22 protein-coding genes are annotated in these 21,661 nt (G+C 73.9%); 9 read left to right on the forward strand and 13 right to left on the reverse strand.

Going from position 1 to position 21,661, the window contains the following annotated elements; genetic code table 11:
* From ACF09E_RS33700 to ACF09E_RS33710, 3 genes are all read left to right on the forward strand, one after another.
* Positions 1-426 (forward strand): Zn-ribbon domain-containing OB-fold protein, encoded by a 426-nt coding sequence (locus ACF09E_RS33700; RefSeq protein WP_392209833.1) that lies wholly within the window; start codon positions 1-3, stop codon positions 424-426.
* Complete coding sequence (locus ACF09E_RS33705) at positions 423-1,208, forward strand: enoyl-CoA hydratase/isomerase family protein (protein WP_392209835.1); 786 nt, start codon at positions 423-425, stop codon at positions 1,206-1,208. Before ACF09E_RS33700 ends, ACF09E_RS33705 begins: the two co-directional genes overlap by 4 nt.
* Positions 1,209-1,388: 180 nt before the next feature.
* The gene (locus ACF09E_RS33710; protein WP_392209837.1) at positions 1,389-2,000 is read left to right on the forward strand and encodes a hypothetical protein; all 612 of its coding nucleotides are present in this window, start codon (positions 1,389-1,391) and stop codon (positions 1,998-2,000) included.
* A 55-nt stretch (positions 2,001-2,055) separates the two neighbouring features.
* Here ACF09E_RS33710 and ACF09E_RS33715 read toward each other — a convergent pair whose 3' ends face one another.
* Positions 2,056-4,476 carry a PQQ-binding-like beta-propeller repeat protein gene (locus ACF09E_RS33715; protein ID WP_392209839.1) on the reverse strand — a complete coding sequence of 807 codons (2,421 nt, stop codon included), beginning with the start codon at positions 4,474-4,476 and terminating at the stop codon, positions 2,056-2,058.
* Between the two features lie 136 nt (positions 4,477-4,612).
* Positions 4,613-5,398, reverse strand: coding sequence for a VOC family protein (locus ACF09E_RS33720; protein ID WP_392209841.1), 786 nt, complete (start codon positions 5,396-5,398; stop codon positions 4,613-4,615).
* A 320-nt stretch (positions 5,399-5,718) separates the two neighbouring features.
* On the opposite strand from ACF09E_RS33720, the gene ACF09E_RS33725 reads away from it, so the two are divergent.
* A complete protein-coding gene (locus tag ACF09E_RS33725; protein WP_361852592.1) occupies positions 5,719-6,366 on the forward strand; it encodes a TetR family transcriptional regulator in 648 nt (215 codons plus the stop codon).
* Between the two features lie 103 nt (positions 6,367-6,469).
* Here the strand turns inward: ACF09E_RS33725 and ACF09E_RS33730 are convergent, their stop codons facing one another.
* Together ACF09E_RS33730 and ACF09E_RS33735 are read right to left on the reverse strand one after the other, a co-directional pair.
* Complete coding sequence (locus tag ACF09E_RS33730; RefSeq protein WP_392209843.1) at positions 6,470-6,940, reverse strand: nitroreductase family deazaflavin-dependent oxidoreductase; 471 nt, start codon at positions 6,938-6,940, stop codon at positions 6,470-6,472.
* Positions 6,941-8,179, reverse strand: a complete 1,239-nt coding sequence (locus ACF09E_RS33735) for an acyl-CoA dehydrogenase family protein (RefSeq protein ID WP_392209845.1) — start codon at positions 8,177-8,179, stop codon at positions 6,941-6,943. It abuts the gene before it with no gap.
* 105 nt (positions 8,180-8,284) lie between these two features.
* On the opposite strand from ACF09E_RS33735, the gene ACF09E_RS33740 reads away from it, so the two are divergent.
* Positions 8,285-9,496, forward strand: coding sequence for an acetyl-CoA acetyltransferase (locus ACF09E_RS33740; protein WP_392209847.1), 1,212 nt, complete (start codon positions 8,285-8,287; stop codon positions 9,494-9,496).
* Between the two features lie 42 nt (positions 9,497-9,538).
* Entirely contained in the window at positions 9,539-10,192 is a 654-nt protein-coding gene (locus ACF09E_RS33745) for a pyridoxal 5'-phosphate synthase (RefSeq protein WP_392209849.1), read from the forward strand.
* A gap of 7 nt (positions 10,193-10,199) precedes the next feature.
* Here ACF09E_RS33745 and ACF09E_RS33750 read toward each other — a convergent pair whose 3' ends face one another.
* From ACF09E_RS33750 to ACF09E_RS33765, 4 genes are all read right to left on the reverse strand, one after another.
* Positions 10,200-12,083 carry an AMP-dependent synthetase/ligase gene (locus tag ACF09E_RS33750; protein ID WP_392209850.1) on the reverse strand — a complete coding sequence of 628 codons (1,884 nt, stop codon included), beginning with the start codon at positions 12,081-12,083 and terminating at the stop codon, positions 10,200-10,202.
* A gap of 144 nt (positions 12,084-12,227) precedes the next feature.
* Entirely contained in the window at positions 12,228-12,869 is a 642-nt protein-coding gene (locus ACF09E_RS33755; protein WP_392209852.1) for a TetR/AcrR family transcriptional regulator, read from the reverse strand.
* A 103-nt stretch (positions 12,870-12,972) separates the two neighbouring features.
* Positions 12,973-14,322, reverse strand: a complete 1,350-nt coding sequence (locus ACF09E_RS33760; RefSeq protein WP_392209854.1) for a dicarboxylate/amino acid:cation symporter — start codon at positions 14,320-14,322, stop codon at positions 12,973-12,975.
* 380 nt (positions 14,323-14,702) lie between these two features.
* Positions 14,703-14,969 (reverse strand): DUF4229 domain-containing protein, encoded by a 267-nt coding sequence (locus ACF09E_RS33765; RefSeq protein ID WP_392209856.1) that lies wholly within the window; start codon positions 14,967-14,969, stop codon positions 14,703-14,705.
* Positions 14,970-15,113: 144 nt separating this feature from the next.
* Here ACF09E_RS33765 and ACF09E_RS33770 point away from each other — a divergent pair, with 144 nt between their 5' ends.
* Both ACF09E_RS33770 and ACF09E_RS33775 read left to right on the forward strand, forming a co-directional pair.
* Positions 15,114-15,647 carry a GNAT family N-acetyltransferase gene (locus ACF09E_RS33770; protein WP_392209858.1) on the forward strand — a complete coding sequence of 178 codons (534 nt, stop codon included), beginning with the start codon at positions 15,114-15,116 and terminating at the stop codon, positions 15,645-15,647.
* Between the two features lie 96 nt (positions 15,648-15,743).
* Entirely contained in the window at positions 15,744-16,622 is an 879-nt protein-coding gene (locus ACF09E_RS33775; RefSeq protein WP_392209860.1) for a GyrI-like domain-containing protein, read from the forward strand.
* A gap of 112 nt (positions 16,623-16,734) precedes the next feature.
* Here the strand turns inward: ACF09E_RS33775 and mqnE are convergent, their stop codons facing one another.
* Together mqnE and ACF09E_RS33785 are read right to left on the reverse strand one after the other, a co-directional pair.
* Positions 16,735-17,898, reverse strand: coding sequence for an aminofutalosine synthase MqnE (gene mqnE, locus ACF09E_RS33780; protein ID WP_361852622.1), 1,164 nt, complete (start codon positions 17,896-17,898; stop codon positions 16,735-16,737).
* Positions 17,899-17,947: 49 nt separating this feature from the next.
* Positions 17,948-18,403 carry an Lrp/AsnC family transcriptional regulator gene (locus ACF09E_RS33785; protein ID WP_148005687.1) on the reverse strand — a complete coding sequence of 152 codons (456 nt, stop codon included), beginning with the start codon at positions 18,401-18,403 and terminating at the stop codon, positions 17,948-17,950.
* 113 nt (positions 18,404-18,516) lie between these two features.
* Here ACF09E_RS33785 and ACF09E_RS33790 point away from each other — a divergent pair, with 113 nt between their 5' ends.
* Positions 18,517-18,654 carry a hypothetical protein gene (locus ACF09E_RS33790; RefSeq protein ID WP_361852626.1) on the forward strand — a complete coding sequence of 46 codons (138 nt, stop codon included), beginning with the start codon at positions 18,517-18,519 and terminating at the stop codon, positions 18,652-18,654.
* Here ACF09E_RS33790 and ACF09E_RS33795 read toward each other — a convergent pair.
* The 3 genes from ACF09E_RS33795 to ACF09E_RS33805 form a co-directional block, all read right to left on the reverse strand.
* Entirely contained in the window at positions 18,651-19,337 is a 687-nt protein-coding gene (locus ACF09E_RS33795) for a UbiX family flavin prenyltransferase (protein WP_392209862.1), read from the reverse strand. The genes ACF09E_RS33790 and ACF09E_RS33795 overlap by 4 nt on opposite strands.
* A gap of 84 nt (positions 19,338-19,421) precedes the next feature.
* A complete protein-coding gene (locus ACF09E_RS33800; RefSeq protein ID WP_392209864.1) occupies positions 19,422-20,510 on the reverse strand; it encodes a GNAT family N-acetyltransferase in 1,089 nt (362 codons plus the stop codon).
* Positions 20,507-21,595, reverse strand: a complete 1,089-nt coding sequence (locus ACF09E_RS33805; protein ID WP_392209866.1) for a phosphotransferase — start codon at positions 21,593-21,595, stop codon at positions 20,507-20,509. The genes ACF09E_RS33800 and ACF09E_RS33805 overlap by 4 nt, the downstream gene beginning before the upstream one ends.
* Between the last annotated feature and the right edge of the window lie 66 nt (positions 21,596-21,661).

Raw genomic sequence — 21,661 nt, forward strand, 5'->3', positions numbered from 1 at the left:
ATGCTGAACCCCGTCACCGACGAGGACGGCGCCCCCTTCTGGGAGTACGCCGCCCGGGGCGAACTGCGCGTCCAGAGCTGCGCCGACTGCGGCGAGCTGCGCTTCCCGCCCCGCCCCTGCTGCCCGCACTGCCAGTCGTTCGCGAGCGAATGGCGCCCGATGTCCGGCCGCGGCCGGATCTGGTCGTACGTGTTCCCCCACCCGCCCCTGCTGCCCGACTACGCCGCCCAGGCCCCGTACAACGCGGTGATCGTCGAGCTCGCCGACGCCCCCCGCATCCGCCTCGTCGGCAACGTGGTCGCCGCCCCGGACGCCCCGCTCGACTCCGTCGACCCGAGCCGGCTCCGGATCGGGGCCGCGGTGCGGGTGGCCTTCGCCGAGATCGACGGCGTCGTCGTCCCGCGCTGGCTCCTGGAACGCGGATGAGCACCCCGGGCATCACGGTGGAGCGGGACGAGGAGACCGGCGTCGCCGTCGTCACCCTCGACCGGCCCGAGCGGCACAACGCGATCACCCCCGACATGGCCCGCGCGCTGGGCGCCGTCTGGCGGGGGTTCCGGTACGAGGACGAGGTCCGCGCGATCGTCGTCACCGGGGCCGGCGGGCGGGCCTTCTCCACCGGCATCGACCGGACCGCGGTCGGTGACGTGCCCCAGCCCTCCTCCCCGTACGCCATCGACGACCCGCTGCTCGCGATCGGTCCCAAGGCCAACGACCTGTGGAAGCCGGTCGTCGCCGCCGTCGAGGGGATGGCCTGCGGCGGGGCGTTCTACCTGCTCGGCGAGGCCGAGTTCCTGATCGCGGGCGAGGACGCCGCCTTCTTCGACCCGCACACCACCTACGGCATGGTGAGCGCCTTCGAGACCGTCCACATGGCGCTGCGCATGCCGTACGGGGAGGTCGCCCGGATGGCGCTCATGGGCGGCGCCGAGCGGATCTCGGCCCGGCGCGCGTACGAGACCGGGCTGGTCTCCGAGCTGACCCCGCCCGGCGGGGCGCTGGCCGCCGCCCGCGCGGCGGCCGCCGTCGTCGCGGGCCATCCGACGGAGGCGGTCCAGGGGACGGTCCGGGCCCTGTGGTCGGTGAAGGAGGCGGCCCGTGCCCAGGCCCTGGCGCACGCGCCGCACCTGGTCGCCCTGGGGAACCTGCCCGCGGACCGTCAGGCGGAGCTGTTCGGGAAGCGGGGGACGGGGTTCAGGACGCGGTAGCCGGCGGGGCGGTGGCGGCGCCGGGACGTCGCCGCGCGCTCAGGACGTGTGCGCACCATCGCCGCCCCCGCCCCCTGTCGTGTTCGCGCCGCTTTCATGGGGTCCGTCGGCCGCGTGGCGTACCCCCCGGTCCCGGCGTAGCGTCGGGAGCGGGAGCAGGACCCCGAGGAGGCCGCAGCGATGATCCGTAACCTCGCCGGCTCGGTCCTCGCTCTCGCCGGAGCGACGGCCGCCGTCTGGAGCCCCTTCCGTGCCTGGTACGACGGCCGTCACGGACGCGACTACGCGATCGACGAGCTCTTCACCGGCATCACCGACGCCCGTCCCGAGGTCATCGGGTCCGTCCTCGCGCCGTTCCTCTTCGCCGCCCTGCTGACCCTGCTCGGCGTGCTGCTGCGCTCGCGGCTGCTGGTCGCGTTCGCCGGGCTCGTCGTCCTCGGCTTCACCGTGCTGTGGATGGTGCGGGTCGGGCAGGCCGAGGGCGGCCTCACGGTCGGCGGCGACGGCGCGGGTCTGGGCGACGGGGTCGCGAACGCCCTGGGCGGCGGTGTCCTGCTGCTGATCGGCGCGCTCGTCATGTCGGGCAGGTCCCGTGCCCCGCACCGTGGGGACCGGCCGCCGCCGCGATCCCCCCGCCCCCCGTCGGACGGACCCCGTCCCGACGACCCGGACCCCGGGGAGGATCCGCGGGCGCATCCGCAGGCCCCGGCGCCGTACGCGGCGACGCAGACCTACGACGTCCCGGTCTGGGATCCCGACCGGGAACGGCGGAACCCGCCGCCGGGGAGCTGAGACTCCCCCGGGGCGGGTCCCCCTCGTGGGCGCGGTCCCGGCCCGCGCCACCCTCCTACCGCGCGGCGGCCCCCCGGCCGGTGGCCGTGCCCTTGGCCGCGTCGAGCGCGTACACGCAGCGGTCCTTGCTGCAGGCGTAGACGACGCCGCCCCTGACCACCGGCGAGCCGGTGATCTCGCCGCCGGTCGCGAGCTTCCAGCGCAGCTGCCCGCCGGTCGCGTCCAGGGTGTAGAGGACGTGGTCGGCCGAGCCGAAGTGGACCCGGCCGTCGGCGACGACGGGCGAGCCGACCAGCTCGCCGCCGGCCGCGAACCGCCACCGGGGCGTGCCGGTGACCGCGTCGAGCGTGTACAGCGCGCTGCCGCTGCCGACGTGGACGTTGCCGTCGGCGACGAGGACGGGCTCGGTCGACTGGCGCGGCTCGGTCGCGATGCGCCAGCGGTCCTGGCCGGTGGTGGCGTCCAGGGCGTAGACCGTGCCGAGGTGGTCGGAGAGGTACACCCCGCCGCCCGTGACGGCCGGTCCGGGGGCGAACGCCGGCGGGGAGGTGAAGACGGCCGGCGCCTCGAAGTGCCAGCGGACGTGCCCTGCGGCGACGTCGATCGACAGGACCCGGGTCCCGGCGGAGACGTACACACAGCCGTCCTCGGCCGGGGCCACCCGGACGGGCACGTTGGCGCAGGAGGCGGCGTCGCCGATCGGGTACGACCAGCGCTCCGATCCGGTGCGGGCGTCGAGGGCCTGGAGCCGGGCGTCCCGCCACACGTACACGGTGTCGCCGTGCACGGCGGGCCCCGCCTCCGGAGTCTCGAAGTCGGTCTGGGCTCCGGTGATCTCCCACAGCTTGGCGCCGTTGGAGGCCTCCCAGGCCTGCACGCCGCCGCCGCGCGTCCCGGTGACGACGGTGCCCCGGTCGACCTGGAGCGAGTACACCCAGGCGTCCGTCCGCAGCCGCCAGCGCTCGGTGCCGTCGGTCGCGTCGAGGGCGTAGAGGGTGGGCCCGTCGGAGGCGTGGATCCGGCCCCCGGAGACGGCCATGGACCAGGCGACGTCCCGGGTCTTGAACTGGCGCCGGCCGCTGCCGGTGTCCAGGGCGTGTACCTCGAAAGAGGTCACGTACAGCAGGTCGCCGTCCACGACCGGGGTACCCCAGACGTCGTTCGACATCCGGAAGCGCCACGGCCGCCAGGGGCCGGGCTCGGCCGGCGCGGCCTGGTCGGAGCCCTGCGGCGGCACGTTGACCGGGCGGGAGCCGGGCGGCGGGCCGGGCTCCCCGGCGTACGAACCGTGGTCCGCGCCGTGCGGGCCGCCGCCGGGCGGCCGGATCCAGCCGGTCGCCGGTCCGGCGTCGGCGCCGCGGCCGACGGCGAGCGCCGCTCGGGTGTCCGCGACCCGCGGCCCGGGGCCGATCGGGACGGTCGCGCCGGCGAGGCGCACGGGTCCGCCGCCGCTCTCGACGGGCCCCGCGTGCCGCCCTCCGGCGACGGGCGCCGGCTCCGGGAAGCGCGGGTCGCCGCCCCGCTCGGCGGGCTGCCGGGGCGGGCGCGGCGGCATCGGCGGCGCGGTGGCCTGCGGGGCGGGGCGGCCGCCGCGGCGGGTCTCGATCATGTCGGTGGCGCTCCGCGGCAGCCAGGCCGAGGCCGTGCCGCTGTCGTCGCTGCCGGGGCCGAAGAGGTGCGGGGCCAGCTGGGCCTGGAGGTCGGCCGGGGTGGGCCGGCGGCTGACGTCCATCTGCATGCAGGAGTCGATGAGGGGCCGCAGCTCGTCGGGCAGGCCCTCCAGGTCTGGTCCCTCGCGCAGCAGCATGAAGACGGTCTCGACCGGGTTGGCGCCGTGGAACGGCGCGTGGCCGGTGGCCGCGAACACCAGCATCGAGCCCAGCGAGAAGACGTCGCTGGCGCCGGTGACGCTGCGCGAGTCGCGGGCCTGCTCGGGCGACATGTAGGCCGGGGTGCCGACGGCGACGTTGGTCATGGTCAGGCGCGTGTTGGAGACGCCCGACGCGATGCCGAAGTCGATCACCCGGGGGCCGTCCTCGACGACGAGGACGTTGGAGGGCTTGAGGTCGCGGTGGACCAGGCCCGCGCCGTGGATGGACTGCAGGGCCTCGGCGACGCCGGCGGCCAGCCAGCGCACGGCCTGGGCCGGGAGCGGCCCGCACTCGTTCACTATCTCTTCGAGCGAGGGCGCGGGGACGTACGCGGTCGCCAGCCAGGGCACGGCGGCCCGCGGGTCGGCGTCCACGACGGCGGCCGTGTAGAAGCCGGAGACCGCCCGCGCGGCCTCCACCTCACGGGTGAAGCGGACCCGGAACAGCTGGTCCTCAGCGAGCTCCGTGCGCACGGTCTTGATCGCCACGCGCCGGCCCGAGGCCGAGCGTGCGAGATAGACCAGACCCATTCCGCCCGCGCCGAGCCGGCCCAGCACCTCGAAGGGCCCGATACGTCTCGGGTCGTGCTGCGTCAGCTGTTCCACTTGCCTGCCACCTCCCCGTACGGGCCATGAGGGTACGGCCCCGTGGCCCTGATTCTTCCTGTCCGAGGGCCCGGTTGCGAACCCGGGGGCGTATCGGGGTGTCTCAGGTCATGAGGAAGCCCGCCGCGGGGGGTCCTCACGCCGGGCGGGACGGCTCCGAGAGGACCGCGAACCGCGCCCCCTGGTCGTCGCGGAGGACGGCGATCCGGCCGTGCGGGGTGTCGAAGGCGGGGGTGGCGATCCGTCCGCCGAGCCGGAGGGTCGTCTCGCAGGCCTCGTCGCAGTCGTCGACGACGAAGTAGACGAGGACGTGGCCCGGCATCTCCGCGGGGAAGTCGTCGCCGATGACGGCGCGGCCGCCGAAGGCGCTGTCGTCGCCGGGCCGGGAGCCGGGGGGCGACCAGACGCGGTAGTCGAAGCCGGCGTCCCGGCCCTCCTCCTCGGGGTCGGCCTGGCGGCCGAGGTAGCCGAAGACGGCGGCGTAGAAGGTGTCGACGGCGTCGGGGCGGCGCGTGTACACCTCCATCCAGCAGAAGGAGCCCGGTGTGTCGGTCACCTCGAAGCCGTCGTCGTCCCCGGACTGACGGAGGCCGAAGACGGCGCCGCCGGGGTCGGCGGCGAGCGCGAGGACGCCGAAGGGGCCGACGGGGTAGGGCTCCATGACCATCCGGCCGCCGGCGGCCCTGATCCGGGCGGCGAGGGCGCCGGCGTCCCGGGTGGCCAGGTAGAGGGTCCAGGTGGTGGGCATGCGGCCGTCGCGCTTGGGGAGGAGGCCGGCCACCCGGCGCCCGTCGAGGAGGGCCTCGTCGCGGTCGGGGTCGAAGGTCCAGCCGAAGAGCTCGCCGTAGAAGCGCTTGCCCGCCCGCAGGTCGGGCAGCTGCGCCTCCACCCAGCAGGGGGTGCCCTCGGTGCGTGCGGCCATGTCCCCACGCTAGGTCGGCGGGCACGGTCCCGCAGGGCTCCACGACACCCGGACATACGAACAAAGTGCCGATTTATGGGCATGGAACCCTTGGGACGCTTGGGTTGTCCACCGAAGTTGTCCACAGGCTGTTCATAAGCCTATTCGAGGGGGGAGCCGCTCCGCCGTCCGTCAGGAGTGGCGCGATCCCGCCCCTCCCCCGCGGCGGCCCGCCCACGGAGACACGCGTGCCGACCTCGGAGAACACGCGTGGCCGGGGGGTGCACCCCATTTGCAGTCGGCCGAATCGCGCGCCGACACCCCCTCGGTAAGCTGACGGCATGACAGGACAAGTACGCACCGTCGACGGCCGCGTGGCCGGACGACGCGGCCAGGCGACGCGGCAGAAGCTGCTCGACTGCCTCGGTGAGATGCTCAGCTCCTCGCCCTACCGGGACGTCAAGGTCATCGATGTGGCCCGGAAGGCGGGTACTTCACCCGCGACGTTCTATCAGTACTTCCCGGACGTCGAGGGGGCCGTTCTCGAGATCGCGGAGGAAATGGCCAAGGAGGGAGCCGGGTTGACCGAGCTGGTCTCCGGCCGCTCCTGGGTCGGCAAGGCCGGCTGGCAGACCTCCGAGGAACTCGTCGAGGGCTTCCTGGACTTCTGGCGGAAGCACGACGCGATCCTCCGGGTCGTGGACCTCGGCGCCGCGGAGGGCGACAAGCGGTTCTACAAGATCCGTATGAAGATCCTGAACTCGGTCACCAACTCCCTCACGGACGCGGTGAAGGAGCTCCAGGCCAAGGGCAAGGTCGACAAGGAGGTCAACCCCGCCGCCATGGCCGGCTCGCTGGTGGCGATGCTGGCCGCGGTCGCCGGCCACCAGAAGGGCTTCACGACCTGGGGCGTGAAGCAGGCCGAACTCAAGCCCAACCTGGCCCTGTTGGTGCATCTGGGCATCACCGGCAAGAAGCCGACCAGATAGCCCCGACCCCTCCTCCACCCGTCCTGTCGTCGACGCCGGCGGCGGCCCGCCCCCACGGACCGCCGTCGGCGTCGCCGTGTCCGGGGGCCGGTCCGCCCGCCGGTCACCGCCGGGCCAGGCGGAACAGCCTGATCTCGCGCTCGATCCGCGCCTGGTACGTGGCGTACGGCGGCCAGAACTCCAGGGCCGCCCGCCAGGCCTCGGCGCGCTCCTCGCCCGTGAGGAGCCGGGCCCGTACGGGGATGTCCTCGCCCTTCCAGTTCACCTCGGCGTCCGGATGGGCGAGCAGGTTCGCGGTCCACGACGGATGTCCCGGGCGGCCGAAGTTGGAGCCGACGAGCAGCCAGCCGCCGTCCGCCTCCGGCATGCAGGCGAGCGGGGTGACCCGGGCCAGTCCGCTCCTGGCCCCCCGGGCGGTCAGCACCACGCCGGGCAGCATCCGGGCGCTGAGCAGGACCTTTCCCCCGGTCAGCCGGTGCACGGCCTTGTCCATGGCGGGGATCACGTGCGGGCCGATCCGGGCGAAGGTCCTGGTCGAGGACATCCTCTGCAGGAGCGTGCGTCCGACGGGCATCTACGCCGCCACCTCTCCGAGGAGTCCGGTCCGTTCCGCCGCGCGGGCGCGCAGCCGCCGCACGGGCCCGAAGAGCAGTTCGTCGGAGGCGGCCCGCCGGAAGAAGGGCTGCGCCTCGTGCTCCCCGGTGACGCCGAGGGCGCCGGGGAGCCGGACGCACTCGCCGGCGGCGGCGCGCAGCGCCTCCAGGGCGTGGGCGAGGGCGAGCGGTCCGCCGGCGGGCCCGGGGCCGGGCTCCCGGGCGGCGGCGTACGTGAGGGAGCGCGCGGCCTCGACCTGGACGCAGAGGTCGGCGAGGCGGTGGCCTGCCTCCGGGAGGACACCGGCGGGCCGGCCGGGCCGCCGGTGCGCGGAGGCGTGGGCGAGGGTCCGGTCGAGGGCCTCCCGGGCCGCGCCGACGGCCTCGGCGGCCAGCATGACGGCGGCGCCGCGCCCGGTGGCCGCGAGGGCGGCGAGGACGTCGGCGGGCTCCTCGCCGAGCAGTTCGGCGGCGGTGTCGCGGAACTGGACGGAGGCCTGCGGGCGGGTGGGGTCGAGGGTGGGCCGCCGGGTGCGGACGAGTCCGTCGGCGCGCCGCTCCGCCTCGTCCGCCCGGACGAGGAAGAGCAGGGTGCGGCTGCGGGCGAAGCCGCCGGCGTGGGCGGCGACGAGGAGCAGTCCCGCGCTGTGTCCGTCGAGGACCTGGGCGGCCTCGCCGTACAGGCGCCAGCCCCCGTCGGCGGCGCGGGCCTGAACGCCGCCCGCGCGGCCGCCGCCGGACCAGTCCCCGGCGGCGTTGTCGCCGCTGAGGCCGAGGGCGAGCGCGAGGGAGCCGCCGGGGACCGCGAGGGCGCAGGTCAGGCCGCCGTCGGCGAGCGCGGGGAGGATCGCGGCGCGCTGCCCGGGGGTGCCGAGGGCGGTGACGAGCGGTGCGGCGAGGACGACGGTGGCGAGGAGCGGGGAGGGGGCGAGGGCGCGGCCCGTCTCCTCGCAGGCGAGGGCGAGGGCGGCGGGGCCGCCGCCTCCCCCGTACTCCGCGGGGAGGGCGAGTCCGGCGATGCCGAGGGTGCCGGACATCCGGGCCCAGAGGCCGGGGTCGTACCCCTGGGGTGTGGCGGTGGCCGCGCGGTTCTCCTGCGGTCCGGCCCGTTCGGCGAGCAGCGCGCGCAGGGCGCGGCGGATTCCCTGCGGCTCCTCGGCGGGCGGGGCGGCGGGCGGGGCGGTTCCGGCGGCGAGCGCTGCGCTGTCGGCGGCGTCCATGAGGCTCCCTCCGTATCTGACGGTGCGTCATGCTAGGCCCGAGTCGGGCCGGTTGCCAGAGTCGCGCCGGTCCCGATCCAGCAGATCTGATGTACCGTCAGATCCATGCCGATCCCCGCGCCCGCCCCCGTGCCGACGACCGCGCACACCACCGCACGCGCCGCCGTCCGCAGACCCCGCCGTGTCGCCGTCGCCGGAGTGGCCCTCGCCGACTGCGGCCGGGTCGACGAGGCCACCCCCTACGCCCTGCACGCCCAGGCGGCCCGGCGCGCGCTGGCGGACAGCGGCCTGGACCGCTCGCTGATCGACGGCCTGGCCTCGGCGGGTCTCGGCACCCTCGCCCCGGTCGAGGTCGCCGAGTACCTCGGCCTCCGGCCCCGCTGGGTGGACTCGACCGCCGTCGGCGGCGCCACCTGGGAGGTCATGGCCGGGCACGCCGCCGACGCGATCGCCGCGGGGCACGCGAACGCGGTCCTCCTCGTGTACGGCTCCACCGCGCGCGCCGACATCCGCGCCCGTCGGCGCACCGCCAACCTGTCCTTCGGCGCGCGCGGCCCGCTCCAGTTCGAGGTCCCGTACGGGCACACCCTGATCGCCAAGTACGCGATGGCCGCCCGCCGCCACATGCACGCGTACGGGACCACCCTGGAGGAGCTCGCGGAGGTGGCCGTCCGGGCGCGGGCGAACGCGGCCCTGAACCCGGAGGCGATGTTCCGCGACCCGATCACCGTCGACGACGTCCTGGACGGACCGATGATCGCGGACCCGTTCACCAGGCTGCACTGCTGCATCCGCAGCGACGGCGGCTGCGCGGTGCTGCTGGTCGCCGAGGAGTACGTCCAGGACTGCCGGACCTCCCCGGTCTGGGTGCTCGGCACCGGGGAGCACGTCTCGCACACCACGATGTCGGAGTGGGAGGACTTCACGGTCTCCCCCGCCGCCGTCAGCGGCCGGCTGGCCTTCGGGCGGGCGGGCGTCCGGCCCGCCGACGTCGAGGTGGCGGAGATCTACGACGCCTTCACCTACATGACCCTGGTGACCCTGGAGGACCTGGGCTTCTGCGCGAAGGGCGAGGGCGGGGCGTTCGTCCGGGAGAAGGACGGGCTGCCGGTGAACACCGACGGCGGCGGCCTGTCGGCCTGCCATCCGGGGATGCGGGGACTCTTCCTGCTGGTGGAGGCGGTGCGGCAGCTGCGCGGGGAGGCGCCGGGGCTCCAGGTGCGGCGGCCGGACGGCTCGCTGCCGGAGCTGGCGGTGGCCTCGGGCACGGGGGGCTGGTTCTGCTCCTCGGGGACGGTGGTGCTGGGCCGCTCGTGACCCCCGGCCCGCCGGCGCCGCCGCACGCCCTACCGTGGCCGCATGACCGACTTCCACCGCGCCCTCCGCTCCCTGAAGGTCTGGGACACCGAACTCCCCGCCTTCGACCCGGCGGGCGCCCCGCCCGAGCCGCTCCCGCTCTTCCACGACTGGTTCACGGCCGCGGTCGCCGCCGGCCAGAGCGAGCCGCACACCCTCTCCCTGGCCACCGCCGGCGAGGACGGCAGGCCCGACGTCCGCATCGTGATGCTGCACGACGCCGACGCGCGCGGCTGGCACTTCGCCACCCACGCCACCAGCGCCAAGGGCCGCCAGCTCGACGCCAACCCCGAGGCCGCGCTCGCCTTCTACTGGCCGGTCCAGGGCCGCCAGGTCCGGATCCGCGGCCACGTCACCACCGGGACGGCCGAGGAGGCGTACGCGGACCTCCACGCCCGCACCACGGGCGCCCTCGCCTCGGCCCTGGTCGGCCGGCAGAGCGAGGTCCTCGACTCCCCCGGGACCCTCGCCGAGGCCAGCGCCCGGGCCTGGGAGCGGGCCCGGGCGGAACCGGACGCCGAGGCCCCCACCTGGACGCTCTACGTCGTCGAGCCGGCCGAGGTCGAGTTCTTCCAGGGCGACGCGCAGCGCCGCCACCTCCGCCTCCGCTACCGCCGCACGACCGACGGCTGGACCCGCGAACTCCTCTGGCCCTAGCAGGGGTTCAGGCGCCGGCCCCGGAGTCGTACATCTCCTCGATGTCGCGGGCGAAGTCCCGCAGCACCGCCCGGCGCTTGAGCTTGAGGGACGGCGTCAGATGCCCGGAGCCCTCCGAGAACTCCGTGCTCAGCACCCGGAAGTCGCGGATCGACTCCGCACGCGACACCAGCCGGTTGGCGTCCTCCACCGCCCGCCCGAGGGCGGCCAGCAGCTCCTCGTCCCGGGTCAGCTCCCAGAGCGCCAGGTGGTCCTTGTGCCGCATCCGCCGCCAGTGCAGCAGGCCCTCGTGGTCGAGGGTGATCAGGGCGGTGACGTACGGGCGGTCGTCGCCGAGGACCATGCACTGGGCGACCAGGGGATGGGCGCGCAGCCAGTCCTCCAGCGGGGCCGGGGCGACGTTCTTCCCCGCCGAGGTGATGAGGATGTCCTTCTTGCGGCCGGTGATCCGCAGATAGCCGTCCGCGTCGAGCGAGCCCAGGTCCCCGGTCGGGAACCAGCCGTCGTCCGTGTACGGCACCGCCGCCCCGCGCTGGGCGTCCCAGTAGCCGGCGAAGACGTGGCCGCCCTTGAGCCAGACCTCGCCGTCGCCGGCGATCCGGACCGACGTGCCGGGCAGCGGCCAGCCGACCGTGCCGGTCCGGGGCCGCCGCGGCGGGGTGACCGTCGACGCGGCCGTGGTCTCCGTCAGGCCGTACCCCTCGAAGACCTCGACGCCGGCCCCGGCGAAGAACTCGGCGAGCCGGGCGCCGAGCGGGGAGCCGCCGGAGATCACGTACCTCACCCGGCCGCCGAGCGCGGCCCGGATGCGCCGGTAGACGAGCGGGTCGTAGAGCGCCCGCGCGGCCCGCAGCGAGAGCGAGGGGGCGGTCTCCTTGCCGTACCGGCGGGCGACCGAGGCGGCCCGGTCGAAGGCCGCGGCCCTGCCGCCGCGCTCGGCGGTGGCGCGGGCGGCGTTGAAGACCTTCTCCAGGACGTACGGGATCGCGAGGAGGAACGTGGGCCGGAACGCGGCCAGGTCGTCCAGGAGTTCCGGCCCCTCCACCGAGGGGGCGTGCCCGACGCGGACCCGGGCCCGGACGCAGCCGATGGAGACCATCCGCCCGAAGACGTGGGAGAGCGGCAGGAACAGCAGGGTGGCGGCCGGGTCCTTGCTCTCGGAGACGAAGACGGGGTGGAGGAGCCGGACGGCGTTGTCGACCTCGGCGAAGAAATTGGCGTGGGTGAGGGCGCAGCCCTTGGGCCGGCCGGTGGTGCCCGAGGTGTAGACGAGGGTGGCGAGCGTTTCCGGGGTGAGCAGTCCGCGCCGGGCGGTGACGGCCTCGTCGGCGATCCGGGCGCCCGCGGTGCGGAGCTGGTCGACGGCGCCGGTGTCCAGGACCCAGAGGTGGGCGAGGCCGGGCAGCTGCCGCCGCTCGGCGGAGACGAGCCGGGCCTGGGCGGGGTCCTCGACGACACAGGCGGCGGCGCCCGAGTCCTGGAGGATCCAGCGGGTCTGGAAGGCGGACGAGCTCGGGTAGACGGGGACGGTGACGAGCCCGGCGGCCCAGGCGGCGAAGTCGAGCAGCGTCCACTCGTAGGTGGTGCGGGCCATGAGGGCGAGCCGGTCGCCGGGCCGCAGCCCGTGCGCGATGAGCCCCTTGGCGACGGAGTGCACCTGGGCGGCGAAGGCGGAGGCGGTGACGTCGGACCACCCGCCGTCGGCGTCCTTCCGGGAGAACAGCACCGCCCCGGGGTCCTGGCGGGCGTTGTCGTACGGCAGGTCGGCGAGCGATCCCCGGCGGACGGCGGGGACGAGCGGGGGGACGGAGACCTCGCGCACCACCCCGTCCACCAGGGTCTTGTGCGGCTCGACCGGTTCGCTCCCGGACGGTGCGGTGACGACGGACACGTGCGGCTCCTCGGTCTGCGCGATGAACTGAGGTCGTGCGTCGACGGACCGCGGTCACGCCGCGACGGTCCCCCACCGCGGTCCGGTACGTCGCCTACCGTGCAACTCCCTTGACCAGCCGGTAACCTTACTGCCAAGTAAGGGTCAACGGGGAGACCAGCGCTCGCTTTTCATGAGGTTCCCGAGACCGGACCACGCGAAGTTCATCAGCGTCGCGGCCGCCTCCCTCGCCGTCACCCCCGGCGTCTCGTTGGCCCAGCTCGCCAGCGACTCGGCGGATCCGACGAGCGCCTGCGCGAGCGCGTCGACGTCCCGCCCGGTGATCTCCGCGCCGCCCGGCGCCTCTCGTGCCGCCTCGCCGATCAGCCCCGCGACGAACGCCGTGATCTCCTCCCGCATCCGCGCCGCCTCCCCGGCGAACGGCTCGCCCTGCGTCCGCGCCTGCCGGCTCAGCACCGCCCAGGAGTCGGGATGCTCGGCGGCGAAGCCGAAGAAGGCCATCAGCCCGGCCCACAGCCGCTCGTCGGGCGGCGCGCTCCGGTCCACGACGGCCTCGGCCACGACCCCGAGCAGCGCCTGCGCCTCCCGCCGGATGACGACGGTGAACAGCTCCTCCTTGGAGTGCAGATAGAGGTAGACGAGCGGCTTCGACACCCCCGCCGACTCGGCGATCTCGTCCATGGAGGCGGCCTGGTAGCCGCTCCGCGCGAAGCAGCGCACGGCCGCGTCGACCATCTGCCGCTCCCGCACGGCCCGCGGCAACCGCCGCTTAGCACCATCGGCCATGGCGCCCACCCCTGCTCCCAAGATCCACTGGCTGCCCCGCGAAAGCCTACGTGCCCCCCGCCCGGACGGGGGCGAGGGGCACGCAGGGCGGGAGCGAGGGGGGTCAGGCCGCGGCCGCGACCTTCTCCCGGGTGTCGGCGGTGCCGGCCGTGTCGGCGAGGTCGTCGATCGGGGACGACGAGGCGTTCTCGTACGCCGTGAGGTCGAGGATCTTCTCGCGGGCCGAGACGATCACCGGGACGAGGGCCTGGCCCGCGACGTTGGTCGCCGTCCGCATCATGTCCAGGATCGGGTCGATCGCCATGAGGAGGCCGACGCCCTCCAGGGGGAGGCCCAGGGTGGAGAGGGTGAGGGTCAGCATGACCGTCGCGCCCGTCAGACCGGCGGTGGCCGCCGAGCCGATGACCGAGACGAAGGCGATCAGCAGGTAGTCGCCGATGCCCAGCTGCACGTCGAAGATCTGCGCGATGAAGATCGCGGCGAGCGCCGGGTAGATCGCGGCGCAGCCGTCCATCTTGGTCGTCGCGCCGAACGGGACGGAGAAGGAGGCGTACTCCTTCGGGACGCCGAGGCGCTCGGTGACCTTCTGGGTGACCGGCATGGTGCCGACCGAGGAGCGGGAGACGAAGGCCAGCTGGATGGCCGGCCAGGCGCCCTTGTAGAACTGGATCGGGTTGACCTTGGCGACCGTCGCGAGGAGCAGCGGGTAGACGCCGAACATGACCAGGGCGCAGCCGATGTAGACGTCGGCGGTGAAGGTCGCGTACTTGCCGATCAGGTCCCAGCCGTAGTCGGCGATGGCGAAGCCGATGAGGCCGACGGTGCCGATCGGGGCGAGGCGGATGACCCACCAGAGGGCCTTCTGGAGCAGTTCGAGGACCGACTCGGAGAGGCTGAGGATCGGCTTCGCGCGGTCGCCGAGCTTGAGGGCGGCGATGCCGGCGACGGCGGCCATGAAGACGATCTGCAGGACGTTCAGCTCGGTGAACGGCGTGATGACGTCGGTGGGGATGATGCCGGTCAGGAAGTCGATCCAGGTGCCCTCGCGCTTGGGCAGCTTGCCGTCCTGCGGGGTGAGGCCGGTGCCGGCGCCCGGGTCGGTGATCAGGCCGATGGCGAGGCCGATGGCCACCGCGATCAGCGAGGTGATCATGAACCAGAGCAGGGTGCGGGTGGCGAGCCGGGCGGCGTTGTTCACCTTCCGCAGGTTGGTGATCGAGACCAGGATCGCGAAGAAGACGAGCGGGGCGACGGCCAGCTTCAGGAGCTGGACGAAGATGTCGCCGACCTGGCCGAGGGTCTCCTTCAGCCAGGAGACGTCCTGGCTGCGGGCGAGCCAGCCGAGCAGGGCGCCGAGGACCAGACCGGCGATGATCTGGGCCCAGAAGGGGAACTTAGGTATGCGCGAGGAAGCCGGTGACTGCTTCTCGGGTGTGGTCGCGGACGCGGACACAGACACACTCCACAGGTGCGTATCGGGAAATACGGGACGGGGGTGCGGCACACACGCGCTTTCACGCGGGCCGCTGCATGATGCCGGGTCAGACCCCGCGGCAACAGACCGCGGACATACAGCGGCACAGATCGACGTGCAGGCGCGCCACGAGCGGGATGCTCGCGGCATGAGAAGGGCGCACTGCTGTCGTCATGTCGAACACGTTAACACTTGAACTTTGAGAACCTCAAAGCCCTTCTTTGGGGTGTAGGGACGCCTCCGCGCCTCCGAAACGCAGAACACCCCGGACGGAAGCCTTGGAAGCTCCGACCGGGGTGTCCGGGGTCGTTCGGGTCTGTGACGAACCTTACGCGCTCTTCACGCGGCCGCGAGGGCCTCTAGAGCACGTCCTCCTGGGAGCGGTTCGCGGCCAGGCGGTCCTTGGCGCGGTCGACCTTCGCCACGACCTCGGCGCTCGCCTGGTCGCGCACCTTGCGGAGGAGGATGAAGCTCAGCGGGGCGGAGACGACGATGGAGAGGACGAGGACCCAGAGCAGGTTCGAGTCGCCGAGGCCACGCGGCAGCGCGCCGACGTAGACGAGGCCCCACAGGGCGAGGAAGCATCCGGCGAAGATGCCGAGACGCATCAGCGTGTAGCGGAGCATGTCAGCCCACTCTTCCGTTCCGACGTTCCGAAAAGTTCCCAAGATCCCTTACGGGACAAGCGCCCCTCCAGTGAAGCACGCCCGCCCCCGCACCCCTGGGGCGGGCCTCTTGAGCCCCTCGCCAGTAATAGTTACGCTCGATACATGACCCTTACTTTCGAGGTGGATCCCACGATCGACCCCGCCCTGCGCGACGGGGTGCTCGCCCTCTGGGCCGACGTCACCAACGCCGGCGGTGCGGTGGGCTTCGTCCCGCCCGTCACTCCCGACGAGATCCGCCCCGCACTGCTCCAGCACCTCGTCGCGATGCACGAGGGCGGCACCCGGCTCCTCGTCGGCCGCGACGCGGCGGGCGCGATCGCCGCCACCGCGTTCTTCACCTTCAACTCCCACCCCCTGATGCAGCACTGGGTGTGGCTCTACACCGTGATGGTCGACCCCCGGCACCAGGGCAGGGGCTACGGCCGCGACCTCATGGCCGCCGTCGAGCACACCGCCCGCACCGCCGAGGGCTTCGAGCACATCGAGGCGATCCGGCTGGGATGCCGGGGAGGCACCGGCGTCGACGGCTTCTACGCCAAGTGCGGCTACAAGGAGGTCGGCCGCGTCCCCGACGCCATCCGGGTCGCCCCCGGCGACGACCGGGACGACATCCTCATGCTGCTCCCGCTGACCTGAGCCGCCGGACGACCCGACCGGATCGGACACAGGATGTCGGGTCCGCACCCCCGGCCGCTTCCTAGGGTGAGGACACGTCGAAGGAAGGACACCCCCGTGCTGGAGCGGCTCAACCGGGCGCTCGACCACATCGAGGAGCACCTCGTCGCCGAACGCGACGGCGCCCTCGACGCGGCCGCCCTCGCCCGCGTCGCCGCGACCTCGGAGCACCACTTCCGGCGCATGTTCTCGGCACTGGCCGGCATGTCCCTGTCCGAGTACGTGCGGCGCCGGCGGCTCACCGTCGCGGGTGCCGAGGTGCTCGCCGGGGAGCGGACGCTCCTGGAGATCGCGGTGCGCCACGGCTACGGCTCCGGGGAGGCCTTCGCCCGCGCGTTCCGCGCGGTGCACGGGGTCGGGCCCGGCGAGGCCCGCCGCACGGGGGCCGCGCTCAGCGCCCAGCCGCGGATGTCCTTCCGACTGGTCGTCGAAGGGAGCAGCAGCATGCGGTACAGGGTCGTGGAGAAGAAGGACCTGAGGGTCGTCGGGCGGAGGGCCCGGGTCCCACTGGTCCACGAGGGGGAGAACCCGGCGATCGCCGCGCACATCCGGTCCCTCGGGCAGGAGACGATCGAGCGGCTCGGGCGGCTCTCGGACCAGGAGCCCCGGGGCGTGGTCTCGGCCGTGGTCCACCTCGGCGAGAGCCGGGAGGAGGGCGTCGAACTGGACTACTGGCACGCGGTGGTGAGCGACGCCGAGGTGCCGGAGGAGTTCGAGGTGCTGGACGTGCCGTCGGGCTCCTGGGCGGTCTTCGAGAACGAGGGCCCGCTGCCGGAGGCCGTGCAGCACCTGTGGCGGGACATCTTCACCCAGTGGTTCCCGTCCAACCCGTACGCGATCCGGCCGGGCCCCGAGATCATGAGCATCAGCCCCTCGGAGGACTGGAAGACGGCGCGGGCGGCGCTGTGGATCCCGGTGGAGCACACGGCCGGGTGAGGACCGGGCCCGCGTGCGGCGCGCGGCCGGGTGAGGACCGGGTCCGTGCGGCGCGCGGCGGGATGGCGGAAGGGCCGGTGGGAGCTCCCACCGGCCCTTCCGTCGCGCCTGCTCAGAACCGCATCGGCTGCGGGGTCTCCCGCCGCTCGGCGTCCGGTCCCGGGTACTCGCGGATGATCTCGTACCGGGTGTTCCGCTCGACCGGGCGGAAGCCGGCGTCGCGGATCAGCTCCAGGAGGTCCTCGCGGCCCAGCTTGTTGGGCGTGCCGTAGTTGTCGGCGTCGTGCGTGATCTTGTACTCGACGACCGAGCCATCCATGTCGTCGGCGCCGTGCTGGAGCGCGAGCTGCGCCGTCTGCACGCCGTGCATGACCCAGAAGACCTTGACGTGCGGCACGTTGTCGAAGAGGAGCCGGGAGACCGCGAAGGTCTTCAGGGCCTCGGCGCCGGTCGCCATGGTGGTCCGCGCCTGGAGCTTGTTGCGGACCTTGCCGTCCTGCATGTCGACGAAGTCGTGCTGGTAGCGCAGCGGGATGAAGACCTGGAAGCCGCCGGTCTCGTCCTGGAGCTCACGCAGCCGCAGCACGTGGTCCACGCGGTGGCGGGGCTCCTCGATGTGCCCGTACAGCATGGTGCTGGGGGTCTTGAGCCCCTTCTCGTGCGCGAGGCGGTGGATCCGGGACCAGTCCTCCCAGTGGGTGCGGTGGTCCACGATGTGCTGCCGGACCTCCCAGTCGAAGATCTCGGCGCCGCCGCCGGTCAGGGACTCCAGACCGGCCTCGATGAGCTCGTCGAGGATGTCGGAGGCCGACATCCCCGAGATGGTCTCGAAGTGGTGGATCTCGGTGGCGGTGAAGGCCTTGAGCGAGACGTTCGGCAGGGCCTTCTTGAGCTCGGAGAGGGAGCGCGGGTAGTACCGCCAGGGCAGGTTGGGGTGCAGCCCGTTGACGATGTGCAGCTCGGTGAGGTTCTCGTTCTCCATCGCCTTGGCGAGGCGCACGGCCTCCTCGATGCGCATGGTGTACGCGTCCTTCTCGCCCGGCTTGCGCTGGAACGAGCAGTAGGCGCAGGAGGCGGTGCAGACGTTGGTCATGTTCAGATGCCGGTTGACATTGAAATGCACCACGTCGCCGTTCTTGCGGGTCCGGACCTCGTGGGCCAGGCCGCCGAGCCAGGCGAGGTCGTCGGACGCGTAGAGGGCGATGCCGTCCTCACGGCTCAGCCGCTCACCGTCCCGGACCTTCTGCTCGAGTTCGCGCTTGAGGCCCACATCCATGTACGGCCGCCTCCCTTTTCTCCGAATTACGCCGTGGCCAACCGTACTCTCAGGCCTCTTCGGGCAGCTCTCCGACCCGGTTCTCCCACTTGGTGGACAGCACGATCGTCGTCCGGGTGCGGGAGACGCCCTTGGTGCCGCTGAGGCGGCGGATCGTCTTCTCCAGGCCGTCGACGTCGCTGACGCGCACCTTGAGCATGAAGGAGTCGTCGCCGGCGATGAACCAGCAGTCCTCGATCTCGGCGAGGTCCTTGAGGCGGCGGGCCACGTCCTCGTGGTCGGCGGCGTCGGAGAGGGAGATGCCGATGAGGGCGGTCACGCCGAGGCCGAGCGAGGCGGCGTCGACGGTGGCGCGGTAGCCGGTGATGACTCCGGCCGCCTCAAGGCGGTTGATGCGGTCGGTGACAGAGGGGCCGGAGAGCCCGACGAGCCGGCCGAGCTCGGCGTACGAGGCACGACCGTTCTCGCGCAGAGCCTGGATGAGCTGCCTGTCCACGGCGTCCATAGGTATGAAGCCTTCCATTGTCCAGCGATACCGCGAGTTTAGGTATAGAATCTAAGGTACACAGGGAAGACGCCCTGTGAATCTTTTAGACGATCAAAGACGATCTTTCAGGAGTGGTGTTCACCGTGTACACGATCGAGATGGCCTACGCACGCATGCGCGAGCTGCAGGACCTGGCCAACCGCTCGCGTGCCCACCAGCCGACCGCCGCCTCGAAGCGCGCCGCGAAGAAGCGCGCCCCGAAGCGCTAATCCGATCGGGGGGTCGCTCCACCGAGCTCTCCCTCCCACCGGCGGTACAGCCGATGCGGCACCCCTGCCGCGTCGAGCACCCGCCCGGCGACGAAGTCCACCAGATCCTGGATGTGCGTCGCCCCCGCGTAGAACGCCGGAGAGGCGGGCAGCACCACGGCGCCCGCCTCGTCCAGCGCCACCATCTGCTTGAGCGTCTGTCCGTTCAGCGGGGTCTCCCGCACGGCGACGACCAGCGGACGCCGCTCCTTGAGCGTCACGCTCGCGGTCCGCTGGAGCAGGTCCTTCGAGAGCCCCAGTGCCACTCCCGCCACCGCCGCGGTCGAGGCCGGCACCACCAGCATCCCCTTGGCCGGGTACGAACCCGAGGACGGCCCCGCGGCCAGGTCGCCGGCCGCCCAGTACCGCACGTCGCCGAGGGCGTCCGCCACGTCGAAGGTGTCCGGCTTGCCGTCCGCGCCCCGCGCCAGCCAGGCGGCCAGGTCCTCGCGCCAGTGCGCGTCCCGGAAGGAGATGCCCGTCTCGTCGAGCAGCGTCAGCCGTGAGGCCCTCGACACGACCAGGTCGACGCTCTCCCCGGCGGCCAGGAGGCCCCGCAGTACGGCGGCGGCGTACGGCGTGCCCGACGCCCCGGAAACCCCCACCACCCAGGGCCGACGACTCTTCTTCTCCTGCGACTCCACGACAGAGAGCCTATCCGGCCGGGAAAAGCCAGGCCCGGGCGCGGCTCGCTCCCGGAGCCGTACCCGGGGCCCGGCCCGCCGCCGTCAGGCGTCGCGGAAGCGCAGCAGCCGTTTGGCCGCGGTCCGCAGCAGGCGGTCGGCCTCCGTGAGCGGGAGGCGTTCGCGGCGGTGGCGGAGGGAGGGGAGGCCCTCGGCCCCGAACCCCTCCTTGAAGTGGGCGAGCGAGGACCCCGGGCGGGAGTCGCCCATGACGTAGGCCGTCCGCCCCTCGGCGCACGCGTCCTCGATCGCGAGCCGCTGCAGCAGGAAGTTCGCCCGCACCGGATGGGCCAGCTCCCGGTCCATCGCGCCGCGCCAGTACTTGGCCTGCCGCCCGTACGACACCACCACCGCTCCGGCGGCCGGCTCCCCGCCCACCCGGGCCAGGTAGACGGCGCAGGAGGTGCCGAACCGGTCGGCCACCGCCTCCAGGTACCGGCGGGGGAACGCCCGGGACCGGCGCAGCCGGGCGAGCGCCCTCGGCTCGTGCTGCTGCTCGGCCCAGCGCAGCATGGACTTCTCGTACAGCCCGTAGAACTCGGACACCAGCCGGCCCTCCCGGTCGACCTCCACCTCGACGGACGACCGCTCGCCGCGGCGCACGTCGCGCCGCGCGCGGCCGTGGAAGCGCCGCTCCCAGACCGTGTCGAAGCCGCCGCCCAGGTCCAGGACGTACGTCGTCAGGGTCTCCGCCGCGAAGTCCGGCGGCGCGGTGGACGCCCACACCGGGTCGGCCTCCGGTCCCAGCCGCAGGCCGGTCCGCAGGGCCGGGCGCCGGGCCAGGTCGCGCCAGACGACCAGGGCCTCCTCCGCGTCGGGGGTGCCCGCGGGCGCCAGCGGGCCGCCGATCCCCCAGCGGGACGGCCAGGACTCCTCGGCGAGCAGCCGCCCGGGCAGGCCGCGCCCCCGCACGAGGGGGACGAGGAGCCGGCGGCCGCCGGCGAAGGAGTACAGCCTGCTCGCGTCCTCGTAGGGCGCGGCCGCGCAGATCGCGTCGAGCCAGGCCGGGGTCTGGGTGACCAGGGTCGCGGGGTCCTCCCGGGCGAGCCGCCGCCAGACCTCGCGGGGGGCGGGGGACGCGACCCGCACGGGGCCCGCCGCGGTGGTCTGGCCGAGGACCTCGGCCGCGGTCATCGCCGGGTCACCTCCGTGAGGACCGGGACCACGTTGCCGGCGACCCAGCGCCGGCTGCGTCCGTAGCGGGCGGACTTGGCGGCGTTCCCCGCCACGTGCCAGAGCCAGGTGAGCAGCGGCAGCAGCGCCTCGTCGCGCTCCTGCCGCGGGGAGGGCACGTCCGCGTGGCCGAGCAGGGCGCGGTCCTCGGGGAGGAGGCCGCCGCGGCGCACCGCCTCGGCGACGATCTGCCCGAGTTCCCGCCGCTCGCGCTGCTGCCGCAGGGTGAGGACGAACAGGTAGGAGTCGACGGCGCACGGGCCGTCGGGCACGGAGTCCGCCCAGTCGATCACCCCGGACGGGGTTCCGTCCGCCTCGTCCACCAGGATGTTCCCGGGGTGGTAGTCGCCGTGGGTCCGGCCCGCGGTCAGGGTGCGGCCGGCCAGACCGGTGTGGAGGCGCTCGCCCAGGGCGCGGACGGCGGGCGCGCCGCGGGGCCCGCCGCACCAGGGGATCTGGTCGGTCAGCACGGCGAGGCGGGCGTCCACCCAGTCGGCGGTCCGCAGGTCGGCGCGTTCCGGGCGGCCGGTCGCGCGGTGCAGGCCGGCGACGGTGGCGAGCGCGGCGACGGCCACGGCCCAGGTGCGGCTTGGGGCGCGGCGCAGCAGGGCGTCGGCCTCGACGCCCGGCAGGCGGCGCTCGGCCACGAGCAGCAGCCGGCCGTCGTACCGGAGCTCCTCGGCCGACGGGAGCAGCCGCCGCCACGCGCCGACGCGGTCGTCCTCCGCCAGTGCGCGGAGGGCCGCGCAGCCGTGGGTCAGGGATCCGGCCGCGCGGGGGCTGCGCGGGTGCTTGACGACAAGGGGTGCGGACGCGTGGTCGTCCAGGCGGAAGACGAGCAGGTCGGAGACGGTCCGCTCCAGCCGGTGCAGGTCGCGGTAGCGGACGGGGCCGCCGCGCAGCAGGCCGGCCAGCCGTCGGGCCCGGACCAGGTCCGAGGGCCTGGTCAGCAGGGGGTTCGGATCGAGGGGGAGGAGGCCGCTCCATCCCGGCCGTCCGGTCCCGGTCCGTTCCCCCGGTACGGCCCGGGGGAACGCGGTGTCCACGGATCCTCCCGGCGAGCCTGCGAGTCGTCGCGCGGTCGCGCCGACGGGCCGTCGCGCCACGGGGCG

Origin of the sequence: Streptomyces sp. NPDC014891 (genome assembly GCF_043081085.1) — a bacterium.
In the GTDB taxonomy this organism is placed as follows: domain Bacteria; phylum Actinomycetota; class Actinomycetes; order Streptomycetales; family Streptomycetaceae; genus Streptomyces.

Coding starts and splice junctions, on each gene's coding strand:
- ACF09E_RS33700 (WP_392209833.1), top strand. CDS start 1: ATGCTGAACCCCGTCACCGACGAGGACGGCGCCCCCTTCTGGGAGTAC.
- ACF09E_RS33705 (WP_392209835.1), top strand. CDS start 423: ATGAGCACCCCGGGCATCACGGTGGAGCGGGACGAGGAGACCGGCGTC.
- ACF09E_RS33710 (WP_392209837.1), top strand. CDS start 1,389: ATGATCCGTAACCTCGCCGGCTCGGTCCTCGCTCTCGCCGGAGCGACG.
- ACF09E_RS33720 (WP_392209841.1), bottom strand. CDS start 5,398: ATGGCCGCACGCACCGAGGGCACCCCCTGCTGGGTGGAGGCGCAGCTG.
- ACF09E_RS33725 (WP_361852592.1), top strand. CDS start 5,719: ATGACAGGACAAGTACGCACCGTCGACGGCCGCGTGGCCGGACGACGC.
- ACF09E_RS33730 (WP_392209843.1), bottom strand. CDS start 6,940: ATGCCCGTCGGACGCACGCTCCTGCAGAGGATGTCCTCGACCAGGACC.
- ACF09E_RS33735 (WP_392209845.1), bottom strand. CDS start 8,179: ATGGACGCCGCCGACAGCGCAGCGCTCGCCGCCGGAACCGCCCCGCCC.
- ACF09E_RS33740 (WP_392209847.1), top strand. CDS start 8,285: ATGCCGATCCCCGCGCCCGCCCCCGTGCCGACGACCGCGCACACCACC.
- ACF09E_RS33745 (WP_392209849.1), top strand. CDS start 9,539: ATGACCGACTTCCACCGCGCCCTCCGCTCCCTGAAGGTCTGGGACACC.
- ACF09E_RS33755 (WP_392209852.1), bottom strand. CDS start 12,869: ATGGCCGATGGTGCTAAGCGGCGGTTGCCGCGGGCCGTGCGGGAGCGG.
- ACF09E_RS33765 (WP_392209856.1), bottom strand. CDS start 14,969: ATGCTCCGCTACACGCTGATGCGTCTCGGCATCTTCGCCGGATGCTTC.
- ACF09E_RS33770 (WP_392209858.1), top strand. CDS start 15,114: ATGACCCTTACTTTCGAGGTGGATCCCACGATCGACCCCGCCCTGCGC.
- mqnE (WP_361852622.1), bottom strand. CDS start 17,898: ATGGATGTGGGCCTCAAGCGCGAACTCGAGCAGAAGGTCCGGGACGGT.
- ACF09E_RS33785 (WP_148005687.1), bottom strand. CDS start 18,403: ATGGACGCCGTGGACAGGCAGCTCATCCAGGCTCTGCGCGAGAACGGT.
- ACF09E_RS33800 (WP_392209864.1), bottom strand. CDS start 20,510: ATGACCGCGGCCGAGGTCCTCGGCCAGACCACCGCGGCGGGCCCCGTG.